Source organism: Flavobacterium sp. (assembly GCF_044341185.1).
Taxonomy (GTDB): Bacteria; Bacteroidota; Bacteroidia; order Flavobacteriales; family Flavobacteriaceae; genus Flavobacterium.
This window is the reverse complement of sequence record NZ_JBIISE010000029.1, coordinates 1-18659: the sequence shown is the minus strand read 5'-3', so window position 1 is coordinate 18659 and position 18659 is coordinate 1. Positions and strand designations below refer to the sequence as shown.

The 18659-nt window shown below is 34.3% G+C and carries 13 protein-coding genes; 12 read left to right on the top strand and 1 reads right to left on the bottom strand.

What is annotated here, in order from left to right; all coding sequences use genetic code 11:
• Positions 1-50: 50 nt before the first annotated feature.
• From ileS to ACIQZ1_RS07375, 9 genes are all read left to right on the top strand, one after another.
• Complete coding sequence (gene ileS / locus ACIQZ1_RS07415) at positions 51-3452, top strand: isoleucine--tRNA ligase (RefSeq protein ID WP_396160345.1); 3402 nt, start codon at positions 51-53, stop codon at positions 3450-3452.
• Between the two features lie 55 nt (positions 3453-3507).
• A complete protein-coding gene (locus ACIQZ1_RS07410; protein WP_353078620.1) occupies positions 3508-3888 on the top strand; it encodes a TraR/DksA C4-type zinc finger protein in 381 nt (126 codons plus the stop codon).
• 82 nt (positions 3889-3970) lie between these two features.
• On the top strand, positions 3971-4564 hold the full coding sequence (locus ACIQZ1_RS07405; protein WP_353078622.1) for a lipoprotein signal peptidase: 594 nt from the start codon (positions 3971-3973) through the stop codon (positions 4562-4564).
• An 88-nt stretch (positions 4565-4652) separates the two neighbouring features.
• Positions 4653-5873, top strand: coding sequence for an aminotransferase class V-fold PLP-dependent enzyme (locus tag ACIQZ1_RS07400; RefSeq protein ID WP_396160344.1), 1221 nt, complete (start codon positions 4653-4655; stop codon positions 5871-5873).
• Positions 5874-5888: 15 nt separating this feature from the next.
• Complete coding sequence (locus ACIQZ1_RS07395; protein ID WP_396160343.1) at positions 5889-6335, top strand: hypothetical protein; 447 nt, start codon at positions 5889-5891, stop codon at positions 6333-6335.
• Positions 6325-6747 carry a SufE family protein gene (locus ACIQZ1_RS07390; protein ID WP_396160342.1) on the top strand — a complete coding sequence of 141 codons (423 nt, stop codon included), beginning with the start codon at positions 6325-6327 and terminating at the stop codon, positions 6745-6747. Before ACIQZ1_RS07395 ends, ACIQZ1_RS07390 begins: the two co-directional genes overlap by 11 nt.
• 68 nt (positions 6748-6815) lie before the next feature.
• Positions 6816-7454 carry a hypothetical protein gene (locus ACIQZ1_RS07385; RefSeq protein WP_396160341.1) on the top strand — a complete coding sequence of 213 codons (639 nt, stop codon included), beginning with the start codon at positions 6816-6818 and terminating at the stop codon, positions 7452-7454.
• A 14-nt stretch (positions 7455-7468) separates the two neighbouring features.
• Positions 7469-7792: an SUF system Fe-S cluster assembly protein gene (locus tag ACIQZ1_RS07380; RefSeq protein WP_396160340.1), complete on the top strand. Its 324-nt coding sequence runs from the start codon at positions 7469-7471 to the stop codon at positions 7790-7792.
• A gap of 75 nt (positions 7793-7867) precedes the next feature.
• On the top strand, positions 7868-8371 hold the full coding sequence (locus ACIQZ1_RS07375) for a DUF2480 family protein (protein WP_396160339.1): 504 nt from the start codon (positions 7868-7870) through the stop codon (positions 8369-8371).
• Between the two features lie 129 nt (positions 8372-8500).
• Here ACIQZ1_RS07375 and hflX read toward each other — a convergent pair whose 3' ends face one another.
• Entirely contained in the window at positions 8501-9730 is a 1230-nt protein-coding gene (gene hflX, locus ACIQZ1_RS07370; protein WP_396160338.1) for a GTPase HflX, read from the bottom strand.
• A gap of 159 nt (positions 9731-9889) precedes the next feature.
• Here hflX and ACIQZ1_RS07365 point away from each other — a divergent pair, with 159 nt between their 5' ends.
• The 3 genes from ACIQZ1_RS07365 to ACIQZ1_RS07355 all read left to right on the top strand — a co-directional run.
• Positions 9890-16225, top strand: coding sequence for a fibronectin type III domain-containing protein (locus tag ACIQZ1_RS07365; RefSeq protein ID WP_396160337.1), 6336 nt, complete (start codon positions 9890-9892; stop codon positions 16223-16225).
• Between the two features lie 62 nt (positions 16226-16287).
• Positions 16288-17208: a type IX secretion system membrane protein PorP/SprF gene (locus tag ACIQZ1_RS07360; protein ID WP_396160336.1), complete on the top strand. Its 921-nt coding sequence runs from the start codon at positions 16288-16290 to the stop codon at positions 17206-17208.
• Between the two features lie 23 nt (positions 17209-17231).
• The coding region (locus tag ACIQZ1_RS07355) for a cell envelope biogenesis protein OmpA (protein WP_396160335.1) at positions 17232-18659 on the top strand (1428 nt) is incomplete at its 3' end.

Sequence of the window (18659 nt, the reverse complement as noted above, 5' to 3'; positions counted from 1 at the left end):
TTTTCTCTTTAAATCCTTACTTTCGCAAATTGATTTAAGATAGCGACAAAATGAGTACAAAATTTACGGAATACAAAGGACTTGACTTACCAACGGTAGCTTTAGAAGTTCTTGATTTTTGGAAGGAAAATAACATCTTTGAAAAAAGTGTATCTACACGTGAAGGAAACCAACCATTTGTATTTTTTGAAGGACCACCTTCTGCAAACGGGTTACCTGGAATTCACCACGTGATGGCGCGTGCTATTAAAGATATTTTTTGTCGATATAAAACTCAAAAAGGATTTCAAGTAAAACGAAAAGCAGGTTGGGATACGCACGGATTACCTGTAGAATTAGGTACTGAAGCCGCATTAGGAATCACAAAAGAAGATATTGGAAAAACCATTTCCGTTTCAGATTACAACGAAGCGTGTAAGAAAACAGTAATGCGTTACACCGACGTTTGGAATAACTTAACTGAAAAAATGGGCTATTGGGTAGATATGGAAGACCCATATGTGACCTATAAATCCAAATATATGGAATCGGTTTGGTGGTTGTTGAAACAAATTTACAACAAAGATTTACTATACAAAGGGTACACCATTCAACCGTATTCACCAAAAGCAGGAACAGGTTTGTCTTCGCACGAAGTAAATCAACCTGGTTCATATCGTGATGTTACCGATACCACTGTTGTAGCACAATTCAAAACTAAAGAAGACACATTACCAAACTTTTTACAAGGTTTTGGAACTATTCATATTTTAGCTTGGACAACCACACCATGGACGTTGCCAAGTAATACCGCTTTAACGGTGGGACCAAAAATTGACTATGTTTTAGTACAAACATTCAATCAATATACTTTTGAGTCTGTAAATGTTATTTTAGCTAAGAATTTAGTAGGAAAACAGTTTGGAAAAGGATTTTTTGCAAGCACAGAAGCAACTGATTTTGAAAATTTTAAAGCAGGTGATAAAAATATCCCGTTCGAAATTTTAGCCGAATGCAAAGGGTCAGATTTAGTAGGAATTCGTTACGAACAATTGATGCCTTTAGCGTTACCGTATCAAAATCCTGAAAATGCATTTAGAGTAATCGCTGGAGATTTCGTAACTACAGAAGATGGAACCGGAATTGTACACACCGCACCTACATTTGGAGCAGATGATGCTAAAGTTGCCAAAGAAGCTACTCCAGAAGTGCCACCAATGTTGGTTTTAGATGAAAATGGAAACGCAGTTCCTTTGGTAGATTTACAAGGAAAATTCATATCTAATTTAGGAGAATATTCTGGCAAATATGTTAAAAACGAATACTACAATGAAGGCGAAGCGCCAGAACGCTCTGCCGATGTAGAAATTGCTATCCAATTAAAAGAAGAAAATAAAGCCTTTAAGGTAGAAAAATACGTTCACAGTTACCCACATTGCTGGAGAACAGACAAACCCATTTTATATTATCCGTTAGATTCTTGGTTCATTAAAGTAACCGAAATCAAAGACCGAATGTTCGATTTAAACGAAACCATCAACTGGAAGCCAAAAGCTACTGGAGAAGGACGTTTTGGAAATTGGCTAAAAAACGCCAATGATTGGAACTTATCGCGTTCAAGATATTGGGGAATTCCTTTGCCAATTTGGAGAAACGAAGAAGGAACAGAAGAAATTTTAGTAGGTTCTGTAGCAGAATTAGTTCAAGAAATTGAAAAAGCAATTGCCGCTGGTTTCATGACTGAAAATCCATTTAAAGGATTCGAAATCGGAAATATGTCTGAAGAAAATTACGATTTAGTCGATTTACACAAAAATGTAGTGGACGAAATTATACTGGTTTCTGCATCTGGCAAACCAATGAAACGTGAAACTGATTTAATTGATGTTTGGTTCGATTCGGGTGCGATGCCTTATGCACAATGGCATTATCCTTTCGAAAATAAGGAAAAAATTGACGAAAACAAAGATTTCCCTGCCGATTTTATTGCTGAAGGAGTTGACCAAACAAGAGGTTGGTTTTATACCCTACACGCGATTTCTACTTTAGTTTTTGATAAAATTGCGTATAAAAATGTGGTGTCAAATGGTTTAGTATTAGATAAAAACGGACAAAAAATGTCAAAACGTTTAGGCAATGCTGCCGATCCATTTGATACGTTAGCTGAATATGGCCCAGATGCTACGCGTTGGTACATGATTTCAAATGCCAATCCGTGGGACAATTTAAAATTTGATTTAGAAGGTATTGCTGAGGTGCGTAGAAAATTCTTTGGAACGCTTTATAACACCTATTCTTTCTTTGTTTTATATGCTAATATTGATGGTTTTAACTACAGTGAAGACGAAGTTCCTTTAGCAGAACGACCTGAAATTGATCGTTGGATTTTATCGGAATTACATACGCTTATTCAAGTGGTTGATGTCGCTTATGCAGATTACGAACCTACTCGTGCTACTCGTGCTATTTCTGATTTTGTTCAAGAGAATTTAAGTAATTGGTACGTGCGTTTATGCCGTCGTAGATTTTGGAAAGGCGACTATGCTCAAGACAAAATTGCCGCCTATCAGACGCTTTATACCTGCTTAGAAACAGTTGCAAAATTAGCCGCGCCGGTTGCACCGTTCTTTATGGACAGACTGTATAAAGACCTGAATGCCAATACTAATAAGGAAAATTTTGAAAGTATACACTTATCTGTTTTCCCAGTTTCGGTTGAAAACTTTGTTGATAAATCACTAGAAAGTAGAATGCAGAAAGCACAAACGATTTCTTCGTTGGTTTTATCTCTTCGTAAGAAAGAAATGATAAAAGTACGTCAGCCGTTACAAAGAGTAATGATTCCAGTGCTTGACGCTACTTATAAAGCTGAAATTTTAGCTATTGAAGACCTGATTAAGGCAGAAGTTAATGTAAAAGAAATCGAGTTGTTAGAAGATGCATCTGGGGTATTAATTAAACAAATTAAACCGAATTTTAAAGCATTAGGACCTCGTTTTGGTAAAGATATGGGCTTGATTGCCAAAGAGATACAGTCATTTACGCAAGAGCAAATTAATGAGTTAGACAAAGCAGGTGAATTGACAATTACCAGTTCTGGAAAAAGTATTACTTTAACAGTCGAAGATGTGGAGATTTCTTCTCAAGATATTCCGGGTTGGTTAGTGGCCAATTCAAATGGAATTACAGTAGCTTTAGATATTACAATTTCTGAAGAATTACGTAAGGAAGGAATAGTGAGAGAGTTAGTCAACAGAATTCAAAATATTCGTAAAGATTCTGGTTTTGAAGTTACAGATAAAATTAAAGTTCAAATACTAAAAAATGATAGTATTGAACAAGCGGTACTCGCAAATGAATCGTACATCAAATCAGAAACACTAACAAATGAACTAATTTTTGTATCAGAAATAAATAATGGTACGGAAATTGAGTTTGATGAGTTAAAAACAACAATATTAATTTCAAAATAATAAAACCTTTTGGTGCTATTTGATTGAAATAATAAATTTTAAAAAAATGTCAATTATGATAGATCAACAAATAAGATTCTCAGACGCAGAATTACAAGAATTCAAGGAATTAATTAATTTAAAGTTAGACAAAGCTAAAAACGACTTAGAATTAATTAAAAGTGCGTATTTAAACGATTCTAATAACGGAACGGAAGATACTTCACCAACATTCAAAGCATTTGAAGAAGGAAGCGAAACGATGAGTAAAGAAGCGAATTCGCAATTGGCTATTCGTCAAGAAAAATTCATTCGCGATTTAAAAAACGCATTAATTCGTATTGAAAATAAAACGTACGGAATATGCAAAGTTACCGGAAAATTAATCAATAAAGAACGTTTAAAAATTGTTCCTCACGCCACAATGAGCATTGAAGCAAAAAATTTACAGCGTTAAAAAACGTTACTAAATATAAAAACGCTCCTTTTGGGGCGTTTTTTATTCGTTAAAATTGTTACTTTTGCACAAACATTAAAAAATGAACCTAAGAAAAGCCTATTTATTTGTATTTCTAATTTTACTTATTGATCAAGCAAGTAAAATTTACATCAAAACAAATTTTTATATCAACGAACAAGTAAAAGTGTTCGATTGGTTTAGAATTTATTTTGTGGAAAACGAAGGAATGGCTTGGGGCGCTGAAATTCCAGGTGATTATGGTAAATTATTTTTAACTCTATTTAGAATTGTTGCTGTTGGAGGAATTTCTTGGTGGCTGTACGATTCTATAAAGAAAAAATTGTCAAATTATTTAACTTTTGCTATCACTTTAATTTTAGCAGGCGCTATTGGTAATATTATCGATTCTGTTTTTTACGGCGTAGTTTTTAATGATAGTTACAGTCAAGTAGCTACCATGTTTTCCGATAAACCATATGGGACATTGTTTCACGGGGAAGTAGTGGATATGTTTTATTTTCCAATAATTAAAGACATTCCAATGCCTGAGTGGGTGCCTTTTATTGGTGGAAGACCTTTTACATTTTTCAACGCTATTTTCAACGTGGCCGATGTTGCCATTTCTACTGGTTTTGGAATTCTAATTGTATTCAACAAAAGATGTTTTAACTAAAAACAAAACATAATTTTCTGTTATTTTAATCTTTATTTATTCCTATTTTAAATAATCATATCGTAAATTTGCCTCAAATAGTTTTGATATGTTCGATGTTCAGAAAATAAGAGCGCAGTTTCCTATATTGTCACAAAGCGTTAACGGAAAACCTTTAGTGTATTTCGATAATGGAGCGACTTCACAAAAACCTCAAGTTGTAATTGATAGTATTGTAGATTATTATTCCAATTACAATGCAAATATTCACCGCGGTGTCCATACGTTAAGTCAATTAGCAACAGATGCCTACGAACAAGCTCGATATAAAATTCAAAAGCATTTTAATGCAAAACAGCCGTACGAAATCATTTTTACTTCAGGGACAACCGAAAGTATTAATTTAGTTGCTAATGGTTTCGCCTCTTTAGTAAAAAAAGAGGATGAAATAATTATTTCGGCATTAGAACATCATAGTAATATTGTACCTTGGCAAATGTTGTGCGAAAAAACGGGTGCGATTTTAAAAGTAATTCCAATAGATAGTAATGGCGAATTAATTTTGTCGGAATACGAAAAATTACTTTCTAATAAAACCAAATTAGTTTGTTGCAATCACATTTCAAATGCTTTAGGAACGCTAAATCCAATCGAAGAAATAATAAAAAAAGCACATGCCGTTGGGGCAGCAGTTGTAATTGATGGCGCACAATCTTGTCCGCATTTACAGCCTGATGTTCAAGCTTTAGATGTTGATTTTTTTGTAACTTCTGCGCATAAAATGTGTGGTCCAACAGGTGTTGGAATGCTCTACGGTAAAGAAGAATGGCTGCGCAAATTGCCACCCTATAAAGGCGGCGGAGAAATGATTGCTACTGTTACTTTCGAAAAAACTACATATGCAGATTTGCCTCATAAATTTGAAGCCGGAACGCCAAATATTTGCGGTGGAATTGCTTTTGGAGCGGCTATTGATTACATGAACGAAATTGGATTTGACAACATAGCCAAACACGAACATGAATTATTGCTTTACGGAACAAAAAAGCTGCAAGAAATTGAAGGATTAACCATCTACGGACCAACAGATTTAACTAAAAAAGCGTCTGTAATTTCTTTCAATATAGAAAACATTCATCCGTATGACATGGGCACAATTATAGATAAATTAGGTATAGCGGTTCGAACAGGACATCATTGTGCACAACCAATTATGGATTTTTATAAAATTCCAGGCACAATAAGAGCCAGTTTTGCCTTTTACAATACCAAAGAAGAAATTGATATATTTGTAGCAGCTGTTAAAAAAGCTAAAATGATGTTATCGTAACTAAAATCTCAACTTATGAAAAGATTTTTAATGCTTTTTACCGCAACGCTACTTCATTTTGCCTGTAGCGAAACTAAAAGTGCCGTTGTAGAAACTGTACCTTCAATTTATTATGAGGCAAGTACTAGAGGTTATTTTTTATCTTTAAAAGTAGAAAATAAAATGATTTACATCTATAAAGATAGAAATAGTAAAGAATATTCAGATAAATTGGTTCTTTCAGAGGAAGAATGGTCAGAAATTTCAACATTAGCAAAAGCGGTTGATTTAGCAAAAGTAAAAGACTTGAAGTGGCCAACAGAAAAAAGATATTATGATGCTGCAGCTTTTGCTAATATTATTTTCGAATCAAAAGGCATTAAATATCCAGCTAATGGTTTCGACCATGGTTTTCCACCATCAGAAATTGAAAAATTAGTTACTAAAATTACGAAACTAGCAGAAAAAAATAATGAATATTAAAGAAATACAAAACGAAATTGTTTCCGAATTCTCTATGTTCGATGATTGGATGGAACGTTACGAATACATTATCGAATTAGGAAAAGGCTTGCCAATTATTGAGGACCAATTCAAAACAGAAGACAATATCATTAAAGGTTGTCAGTCAAAAGTTTGGGTTTATGCTGAAGAAAAGGACGGAAAAGTCGTTTTTTCAGCCGATAGCGATGCCATTTTAACTAAAGGAATAATTGCAATTCTAATTCGAGCTTTTTCAAACCAAACTCCGGCTGCTATTTTAGAAGCCAATACCGATTTTGTAGATGAAATTGGATTGAAAGAGCATCTCTCAGCCACACGTGCAAACGGCTTGGTTTCGATGATAAAAAAAATAAAAATGTATGCTTTAGCATTTAATTCATTAAATAAATGAAGTTAATAACGACTTTTATTTTATTGTTTTGTTTTTCAAATGGTTTTTCTCAAAGCAATTTTGAAAAAATGCCTGAAAACGCAAAGGAAATTCATTTTGAGTATACATCAAAGTCAAATTTTTATTATAATGAAGTTGGAATATATGCAGATCCTTTATTGTTTGAATTAGAACTTCAAAATGTAAAGTACATGAAATTAAATCATCCAAAAGAAAACTACATCTGTGGTTTTGTCCCTTTTTCAAATATGGATTCTGAAACTTTAGATAAAGTGGCTTCAATTTTGTTTCATAATAATATAAATTATAAGGCGGTTTATAATTTTAAGAAAAATATTACCACAATTGTTGCCAGAAGTGAAGATGACAAACTTTTTTTTGCCAAAATATTAAAAAGAAACAAAACAAGTTTTAAGTTTAAAATTGATTTAAATTATAAGAAAAATATCAAAACCATCTTTTCCCAAAATTCTTATAATTATAATAAATTTGATGAAATAAAAAAAAGTATAAAATGGAGTGATAGTATAAATGGTACATTTAATGATAAATGGAACAACACATTATTAACGAATTTTGTAAAAATAGATCAAAATCTTCCTAACCAAATTTCATTAGGAATACTATTCGAAAATAATAATTTTGGAATTACAAAAGTAACTGATCTTTACACAACAACAGAACTTAAATCTGTATCATACAGATAAATAAATAGAAGAAAATGGAAGAATTTAAAGACGAAATTAACTTAGGCGAAAGCGTAGTATCTGCATTAAAAGGAATTTACGATCCAGAAATTCCTGTAGATATTTATGAATTAGGTTTAATTTATGATGTAATGATTAACGAAGACAATGAAGTTAAAATATTAATGACATTAACCTCGCCAAATTGTCCAGTTGCTGAATCGTTACCAAAAGAAGTGGAAGAAAAAGTTGAAAAAATTGACACGATTAAATCTTGTGAAGTAGAAATTACTTTTGATCCACCATGGAGTAAAGATTTAATGAGCGAAGAAGCCAAATTAGAATTAGGAATGCTTTAATATAGTGTTCAGTGTTCAGTTTTTAGTTGGCAGTTCCCTTCTAATACTTTTCACTTTTTACTAATTACTTAAATTATGGAAGAAATAGTAAATAAAGTGGCCAACAGCGCCTTAATGGTTTTCGATTTAGAAGATTATTATCCAGATAATCATGTGATAGCAGTTGATGTATCCCAATGGTTGTTTGGTGGTGTTATTTTGAAGGAAACCGAATTTAGATCCCAATTAAAAGCAACTGATTGGTCAGTTTACGAAGATAAATATGTAGCATTATATTGTTCAGAAGATGCCATTTTACCCGCTTGGGCATACACGTTAGTTACAGTTCATTTAGCGCCATTTGCTTTAAAAGTAATTCAAGGCACTAAAGAATTGGCGATTATCGATTGGTATCAAGATATTTTAAATAAATTAGACTACACAAATTATTTTGACAAACCTTTGATTTTAAAAGGATGTTCTAAAAAAGAAGTACCCAATGAAGTGTACACTTTAGCCATTCAAAAATTAATGAAGGTAGCCAAAAGCATTATGTTTGGCGAAGCGTGTTCCGCAGTGCCTTTGTATAAAAAAAAGTAATTAGAAAATTAAAAGTATAAAAAACCCAGTCAATTTGACTGGGTTTTTGTTTTTATAAATTGTGTGAGATTCTTTTAGAATTACAAACGTTGTGAGTAATTTTTATATTTTCGAATTTTGGAATTTCATCTAATTTTCTTCTTCTTCAATTACATCTTTGTAATCTGGATATAAAAATTTATTGTAAGGAAAACGACTGATATGAATGCTTCGCACCGCCTCATAAACTTTTTCTCTAAACGCTTCAAAGTTTTCTTTTTCTGTAGCGGAAATAAAAAGCGTGTTGTTTTCGCCTAAATTATTCATCCATGTTTTTTCCCAATCTTGAAGCGAGAAATTTTTGGATGTTTTTTCAATAGTTTCATCGCTTTCGTCAATTTTTACATATTTGTACGCGTCAATTTTATTAAAAACCATAATTGTTGGTTTATCGGCACTTTTGATGTCTAATAAAATTTTATTTACAGCCGAAATATGATCTTCAAATTCAGGATGAGAAATATCTACCACGTGTAAAAGTAAATCGGCTTCTCGTACTTCATCCAAAGTACTTTTAAAAGAATCTACCAATTGAGTAGGCAGTTTTCTAATAAAACCAACCGTATCGGAAAGTAAGAACGGTAAATTTTTAATAACTGTTTTTCTAACCGTAGTGTCAAGGGTAGCAAAAAGTTTATTTTCTACAAATACTTCGCTTTTTCCAACGGCATTCATTAAAGTTGATTTTCCTACGTTGGTATAACCCACTAAAGCCACTCGAACCATTGCGCCACGATTGCCTCTTTGAGTCGACATTTGCTTATCTATAACCTTAATTTTTTCTTTAAGTAAGGAAATTCTATCTCTTACAATTCTTCTATCGGTTTCAATTTCTGTTTCACCAGGACCACGCATACCAATTCCGCCTCGTTGACGTTCTAAGTGTGTCCACATTCCGGTTAACCTAGGTAATAAATATTGGCATTGTGCTAATTCAACTTGTGTTCTAGCATAAGACGTTTCGGCACGTTGTGCGAAAATATCTAAGATTAAATTGGTACGATCTAAAACTTTGCAATCTAATTCTCTAGTGATATTTTTTTGTTGAGACGGCGTTAATTCATCATCAAAAATTACCGAATTGATATCATATTCTTTGATGTATGTTTTAATTTCTTCAAGTTTTCCAGTGCCTACAAATGTTTTAGGATGCGGTTTATCTGTCTTTTGCCAAAAACGTTTCACTACTTCACCGCCAGCCGTAAAGGTTAAAAACTCTAATTCGTCTAAGTATTCGTTTAGTTTTTCCTCACTTTGATTTTGAGTGATAAGCCCAACAATTGCCGTTTTTTCAAAGATATGTTTTTCAACTTCTAGCATAAGTTTTGTAAAATATTCACAAAAATAGCCAATAAATATCAATAAATTGCAAACTTGTCGTTTAACGATTTTTTATTGCCATATATCGATTAATTTAGTAAACTTTAATAATCTTATTACATTTGTTAATACTTATATAATTTAAATACAAAAACTATAATGAAAAAACTACTTTTATTATTATTTATGTTTGCAGGTTTCAGTGTTTTCGGACAAATATCTGAAAACTTTGAAGGCACAACATTCCCGCCAACTGGTTGGACAACATTTGAAACAGGAACAGGAACTGTTCAGAGTTGGTCTGAAACCAATTTAGGTGTTTTCACTTATGGAGGTGTTGGTAAATCAGCAATGATTAACAAAGAAAATGTGGCTACGGGTCTAGCAATTGACTGGATGGTTACTTCTGCAGTTACCGTTCCTGCAAATGGTCAGTTGAGGTTTTATACCAAAACCATTCAAACAGGAGTTCAAGGAAGTTTATTTGACATTAAAATTTCAACAACTTCACAAACTAACCCTTCAAGTTTTACCAATCTTGTTTCTTATGACGAGGCTTCTTTAACTGCAGTATCAAATGTTTACGAAGAAAAAGTAATTGATATACCAGCTACATATCCAGTAGGTTCTACTATTTACATTGCCTTTGTCATGACGAATGACAATGGGGACAGATGGTTAATTGATAACGTAAACGTAGTACCAAAATGTAATGCACCTGTTGGGCCATTAGCAACAGCAAACGAAACTACAACGAGTGCCCAATTAAGCTGGGGAAATCCAGGCGGAATTACTGCATGGGAAATAGAAGTGGTGCCTTTTGCAAGTGCATTTACAGGTGTTCCTAATTATACAGGAGTAACTACAAATCCATATACTGTAACAGGGTTATTACCAAACACGTTATATAAATTTCAAGTTCGTTCAGTTTGTGCTTTTCCTAGCGATTGGTTTGGACCAAGAAGTTTTCAAACGGCATCTTTTGGAGATACCTGTGCAGGACCTATAGTAGTTGGTACTTTACCTTACCAAACAATTGACAATACTGCTAATTATTTAGATTTATTTGATACTGCACAACCCTTAACATGCAGTGGAACAGCAACCAATTATATGGCAGGTAATGATGTGTTTTATTCCTACACTGCTACATTTACAGGTAATATTGCTATTTCTTTATCACCTACAAACGTAAGTTCAAGTATACATGTATACAGTGCTTGTCCAGGAACAGCAGGAGTTACCTGTTTAGCAGGTGTTGCAAACGCAAACGCAACACCAAGAAACATCAATCCATTAGCTGTAGTAGCAGGAACAACGTACTATATTATAGTATCATCAAGTGCGGCACAGCAAACGGTTGGATATACCTTAACGATTCAACAAGTTTTTTGTAACCAACCAACTGCTTTAGCAGCGACAGTTACATCAAGCACAACTGCTAACTTATCATGGGCTGCCGCAACAGGAATTACTACTTGGCAATATTCAGTTGGAGAAGCACCTTACGGATTACCTACAGGAACTACTTTCACATCAACCACTTCTAATACTACAAATGCTTTTACAGGAATTCCAGGTATTGTTTATGAATATTATGTAAGAGCAGATTGTAATAATGGTAATTATAGTATCTGGACGGGACCATTTTCATTTACATTACCACAAGTAGCTACACCATTAAACTTTACAGATGGATTAGAAACCTTAACAGGTTGGACATTAAATAATGGGACACAATCTAATAAATGGGCAGTTGGTTCAGCAGTGAATAATGGCGGAACAAAATCCTTATATATTACAGACACTAATGGTGCAACTAATACGTATAATAATACTGCTACTTCAGTAGTTCAAGCGTATAAAGATTTTGTAATTCCAGCAGGAGCTACTCAATTGGATTTTACATTCGATTGGCGATCTGTTGGTGAAGTACAAGATTACATTCGTGTTTGGACAGTTCCTACTACTTTTACCCCAACAGCAGGAACACAAATTACAGCTGTGGCAAATAGTAGAATAAAAATAGGACCTGATTTCACATCAATTCCAAACTTTACTACACAAAATTACACATTAAATGCTACGCCTTATGCTGGTGGAAATATGCGTGTGGTTTTTGAATGGAGAAATAACAACACAGTTGGAAATCAACCCCCAGCTGCAATTGATAATATAAAATTAGATTTAATTACTTGTCCTAAACCAGGCAATTTAACGATTTCAAATATTGGATATAATGTTGCCCAAGTTAACTGGGCAAATGGCGCAACGGAAACCCAGTGGGAAGTATTAGTATTACCAGCAGGTTCTGCAGCACCAACGGCAGCTTCAGTTGGAGTTGTTACAACAGGTAATCCATTCACTATTACAGGATTAACTTCAGTTACCTGTTATGATGTATATGTAAGAGCAATTTGTTCTTCTAATTCTTTAAGTTTTTGGTCGGTTCCGGTGAATTTCTGTACTTCTCCAAATTTTTGTGCTGGAGACCATTATACGGATACAGGAGGTACAACTGGAGCGTATCAAAATAATGAAAGTACATTTGTAACAGCTTGTCCAGCAAATGTTGGAGATGTTGTGACTATAGTTTTTAACTCATTTAATTTAGCCGCAGGAGATAATTTAATTATTAGAAATGGTGATTTAGCTACCTCACCTATTGTTGGTACATATACAGGAGCTAATTTACCTCCAAGTTTTACTTCAACATCACCAACAGGTTGTTTATATTTCTCATTTACCTCTAATGCAACAGGAACTAGTTCGGGTTGGGATGCAACAGTATATTGTACAACGCCAATTACTTGTTTTAAACCAACATCGGTAACGGTTTCTAATATTACGGGTACAACAGCATCTGTATCTTGGACAGAATCTGGTAGCGCAACACAATGGCAAATAATAGCTTTACCAGTTGGTTCTAATGTTCCTGCATTAAATTTTACAGGAGTAAACGCTACAAGCCCATTCTTATTAACAGGTTTAAATCCTTCATCAACTTATACTTTTTACGTAAGAGCAATATGTTCACCAATAAATAAAAGTTTTTGGTCAGATGGGGTTAATTTCACCACAACACCACTTAATGATTTATGTACAAATGCAACTGTTGCAATTCTTAATGATGACTTAAACTGTACTTTATTAAATAATGGCGTTTTAACTGGCGCTACACCTACAGTAACTCCGGCTTTAACTTGTTCTGCTACAGCAAATGATGTTTGGTACTCTTTTGTAGCTACTAAACCAACACATACATTTAGTCTGTCAAATGTATTGCCAACAGGCACGACAGTAAATTTTGCTCTATATTCAGGAACTTGTAATGCACTTACACAATTACAATGTGGCGCAACATCTTATGTAGCAAATAGTTTAGTTATTGGTCAAACTTATTATGTGAGAGTTTATACTACTGCTTCAACTAATACATCTGTTTCATTTAGTTTATGTATTGGCGCTGTGCCTTGTCCTGAAGCGGTTTCATTATGTAATCAACCTATAACATATCCAAACGCTACAGGCGTTATTAATTTAGGTTCATATGGTTGTTTAGGTACCTCCCCAAATGCAAGTTTTTTCTTCTTGGAGGCTGCTCAGAGCGGTTCGTTAAGTTATACTATAACTCAAGTTACTACAGGTGGAACTCCAATAGATGTAGATTATGCATTATGGGGTCCTTTTGCCAGTAGAGACGCAGGTTGTGTTTTGATTCCAAACGGGAGTCCTGTGAGTTGTAGTTTTTCTGCAGCTGCTACAGAAAACTTTACTATTACAGTAACTGCAGGTCAAGTATATATTTTGATGGTAACTAATTATGCTAATCAAGCAGGAACGGTAACTATGACACCAAATCCAAATAATACAGCACAATCATTTTGTTATCCATATAATACATTTAATTATTCGGCTGTTACTTATTGTAGTAATAGTGTAAATCAAACGCCAGTATTGATAGCTGGTGCTGTTGCTGGAACATATTCTGCATCACCAGCAGGATTATCAATAAATTCTGTGACAGGAGAAATTAATTTTGCAACAAGTACACCTGGTACATATACTGTAACAAGTACTTTAATTCCATCATTACTTCCTCCTGCATCAAATGCACCAATTATTTGTACTAGAACCGTAATTGTAACACCAAATCCAAACGCAACGATTGCATATTCAAGCACATCATATTGTAATTCTGACTCGGTATCTTACCCAGTAGTAATATCAGGAATAGCGGGGCCTAATAAAACATTTTCATCAACACCAATTGGTTTGCAATATGCATTAGACCCTATTTCGGGGACTATTACACCAACATTAGCAGCCCCTGGAATCTATACAATTACAATGACTGTTCCTGCTCAAGGAGGTTGTTTAATTTATACAACAACTACAACAGTTGAAATAAAAGTAGCACCACAATTACCAATAAAAGTAGATGTAAATGGATGTAATAGTTATACGTTACCTGCTTTAACAATGGGTAATTATTTTACAGGCTCTAATGCGACGGGCACACAATTAAATGCTGGAGATGTTCTTACCACTACTCAAGTAATTTATGTGTATGCAACCAATGGAGATTGTGCAAGTCAAGTTTCTTTTAAAGTAACGATTATTTCAATTCCTAATCCAACACCTTCAATAACTTCACAGCCTTCATGTGCAACTCAGACAGGTACGATGCAAGTTACATCACCTATATCACAGTCAGCTTCTATTCCTTCTGATTTATTTATTTCTGAAGTTACTGATGCGAATACTGGAGCACTATCTTATGTTGAATTATTTAATGGGACAGGTAGTTCAAAAAATTTAGCAAATTATAGATTGAAGATGTATAATAATGGTAATGCAGCTCCAACTTGGCAACAAACATTGTCAGGAACGATTGCAAACAATAGCACATTTGTAATAAAAATTAGTAACGATCCAAGTGTTCCTGGAGTTGCACATAACTTATTAATTGCAAATTCAGGTATCGATACAAATGACAATATTCGATTAACCACATTAGCAAATGTTGAATTAGATATGTGGGGACCAACAACCGGTACTGTATTTACGCCAAATAATCAACCAGGATATACTTACAGAAGGTTAGCATCGTCTACTCCTCTTCCTACAACTACTTGGACACCTGCTCAATGGGTTACTGTTGATCCGGAAAATTATTCTAACATTGGACAATATTCATTATTTTTATCAAACTATGAATATGCAGTAGATGGAGGAACATTCCAATCCTCAACTACATTTACAGGCTTAACTCCAGGCTCACATACATTAATTGTTCATGATCTAGTAAATGATTGTTATTCATCTCCATCAAGCTTTACTGTTGATGCAGTACCGTATACAAATGCTGTTACCGGATTTTCTTATGCCACACCAGTTTGTATTACATCAACTACAAATCCAACACCAACTTTAGATCCTGGTTTTACAACTGGAGGAACTTTCAGTTATGTAGGTACTGGTTTAGATTTAAATAGTGCAAATGGAACTATTAATTTAGCTGGAAGTACTCCTGGAACATACGTAGTTACTTACTCATATCCTATGAGCTTGGTAAACTGTATTAATGCTGGTTCAAGCAGTTTTACAATAACAATTAACCCTTTTGTTACTGCTGCTTTTACACAAATACCAAGTATTTGTCAAAATACTACCGCACCAGTTTTACCATTGGTATCGACTAATAATATTACAGGTACTTGGAATGCAGCTATTAGTACAGCTACTCCTGGTAACACAATATATACGTTTACACCTAATGTAGGTCAATGTGGCGTAGGGACAACCATGAATATAACAATTGACCCAATAATAGTTCCAACATTTAATGTAATTGCTACTATTTGTCAAAATGAGGCAGCGCCTTTATTACCAACGGTATCGACTAATAATATTTCAGGTACTTGGAATCCTTCAGTTATTAATACATCAAATGCAGGAACTACAAACTATGTTTTTACACCAAGTGTAGGTCAATGTTCACAGCAGGTTACAAAAACAGTTATAATTGAACCAAGATTAACACCTGCTTTTGTTCAAATACAGCCATTATGTGTTGGTGATGCTTCTATTACTTTACCATTAACGTCTACAAATTCAGTAAGTGGCTCATGGTCGCCTGCAGTTGTTAATACTTCAGTTGAAAGTAATTTAGTATATACATTTACTCCAGACACTTCAGAATGTGCTTCAGTTGTAACAATGAGTATTTTAGTTGAACAATGCCAAATCCAGAAGGGTATTTCGCCAAACGGCGATGGTTTGAATGACTTTTTAAAGTTAGTTGCTAAGAAGGTTGAGATCTTTAACCGATATGGTAAGGAGGTTTATTCTAAGGAGAACTACAACAATGATTGGCATGGTCAATTCATGGGTGGTGGAGAGATGCCAGATGGTACTTATTATTATGTAATTGAGTTAGTATCTGGAGATAAGAAAACAGGATGGATTTATATAAATAGAGAACAAAAATAAATTATATTACTACTCTTTTATTAAATAAAATAGGAGAGTAGTTTTATAAAAAAAACAGTCATATGAGAAAAATATATTTAGGTTTATTGTTGACCCTTGGGATGCTTTCGGAAGTATCTGCCCAACAAGATCCACATTACACGCAATACATGTATAACATGAGTGTTATGAATCCGGCCTATGCTGGTAGCAAGGACAATTTATCGTTAGGGTTGTTGCATAGGGAGCAGTGGATAGAGTTGGAGGATGCTCCTGTAACGAGTACTTTTTTCGGACACAGTCCAGTTGGAAAGAACGTAGGATTGGGATTATCTGTTGTATCGGATAAGTTAGGTCCTGTAGAGGAGAATAACATTTATGGGGACTTTTCCTACACGTTAAAATTAGGAGGGGATCATAAGTTAGCATTGGGATTAAAAGCGGGATTAACGTTGCATAATGTGGATTATTTAACAAAGATATCTCCTTCATTACCAGATGCTGGCGATGGTGCTTTTGGTGCCAACACGAGTAATAGTTATTTTAATTTTGGTACAGGGGCTTTTTATTATACGAACAAGTATTATTTAGGATTATCTGTTCCTAATATGTTAAAAGCAACGCATTTGGATTTTAATGGGAGAAGTTATGGTAATGAGGCGAGTCATTATTTTTTAACAGGAGGATATGTTTTTGATTTGACACAGAATGTAAAGTTCAAACCATTTTTCATGGCAAAATCTTCGTTTGAAGCGCCCGCTTCTTTAGACGTATCGACAAACTTTATGTTTAAGGACAAATTTGAGATAGGTGCTACCTATAGAATAGAGGACAGTTTTGGTGCGATGGTAAACTATGCTGTTACTCCGAGTTTAAAAATAGGCTACGCTTATGATCATATCGTATCGGATTTAAAAGTAACTACACCATCTTCTCACGAGATTATTTTGTTGTATAATGTTAACTTTAACAAAAAGGTATCACGTTCACCACGTTATTTTTAATCTATCCAAAAAACAGACTACACATGAAAAATATATATATACTAGCAGGTGCTTTATTTCTTTCAATAGGAGGATTACAAGCACAGAACAAAGACACAAAGGAAGCCGACAACTTATATGATAGATTAGAGTACGTAGATGCTGCTAAGGCCTACACCAAATTAGTTGAAAAGAACAAAGCCGACGGTTATGTTTACAAACAATTGGCGGATAGTTACTACAATGTATTTAATAGCCAGCAAGCGGTAGTATGGTATGCTAAAGCGGTAGAAAGCACACAAGATGCAGAAACGCATTTTAGATATGCTCAAATGCTAAAAGCACAAGGTGATAATAAATCGGCAGCACAACAAATGGCAATATTTGCTAAGATGCAACCCAGTGATGCTAGAGCCAAAGCTTTTACAACCAATCCAGAATACACGAACCAATTAAAAAATCAAGCCAAACAATACGATGTTTTAAAATCGGATGTAAGTAGCGATAAAACAGATTTTGGACCGGTCTTATCTCAAAACAACGAAGTATTCTTTACAAGTGCAAGAAACACCTCTAGAAGAGAAAACGGCATGGATGACCAGCCGTATTTGGATTTGTACAAAGCTATAAGAAACACGGATGGTACCTTAAGTCAAGCTACAGCAGTAGAGGAATTAAACACCAAATGGCATGATGGCCCAGCGACCATTACCTCGGATGGTACTACGATGTATTATGGAAGTGAGAGTTTCAATGAAAGCGCATACCAAAAGAACAAAGAGAAACACTTAAAGTTCAGTCAAATATATTTGTATAAAGCTACTAAAATAGAAGGTGACAAATGGGGCAACGCAAAAGCATTACCAATTAACAATAAAGATTACTCGGTAAGAAACCCAAGTATTAGTAAAGACGGAAAAACCTTATATTTTTCATCAGACATGCCAGGGGGTTTTGGAGGAGAAGACATTTGGAAAGTAAGCGTTGATGGAGATACTTACGGTACACCAGAGAACTTAGGAGCTAATATAAACACAGAAGGTAATGAGAGTTTTCCATCGATTCAAGATGATGGTATTTTATTCTTTTCTTCAAATGGTAAACAAGGATTTGGTGGTTACGATGTGTTTAAACAAAACACCAACACAAAGGAGCAAGCAGCAACTAACCTTGGCGCACCAGTCAACACAGAAAAAGATGATTTTTCATTTTCGTATAATTTAGATAAGAACGTAGGTTATTTCTCTAGTAACAGAGAAGGGAATGATGACATCTATCAAGCTATTGCGGTTTGTGGCGTGGATGCTACCGTAGTGGTAAAAGACGCAGAAACAGGTAAATTATTATCAGGAGCAAGCGTTAGCTTTGTGGACCAAAAAGGAAAAAGTAAAGGCAACCAAGAGTCAAACGACATGGGAGAAGTAAAGTTTGGTGTAGCTTGTGATGAAATCGCTAATTTTAATGCTACCAGA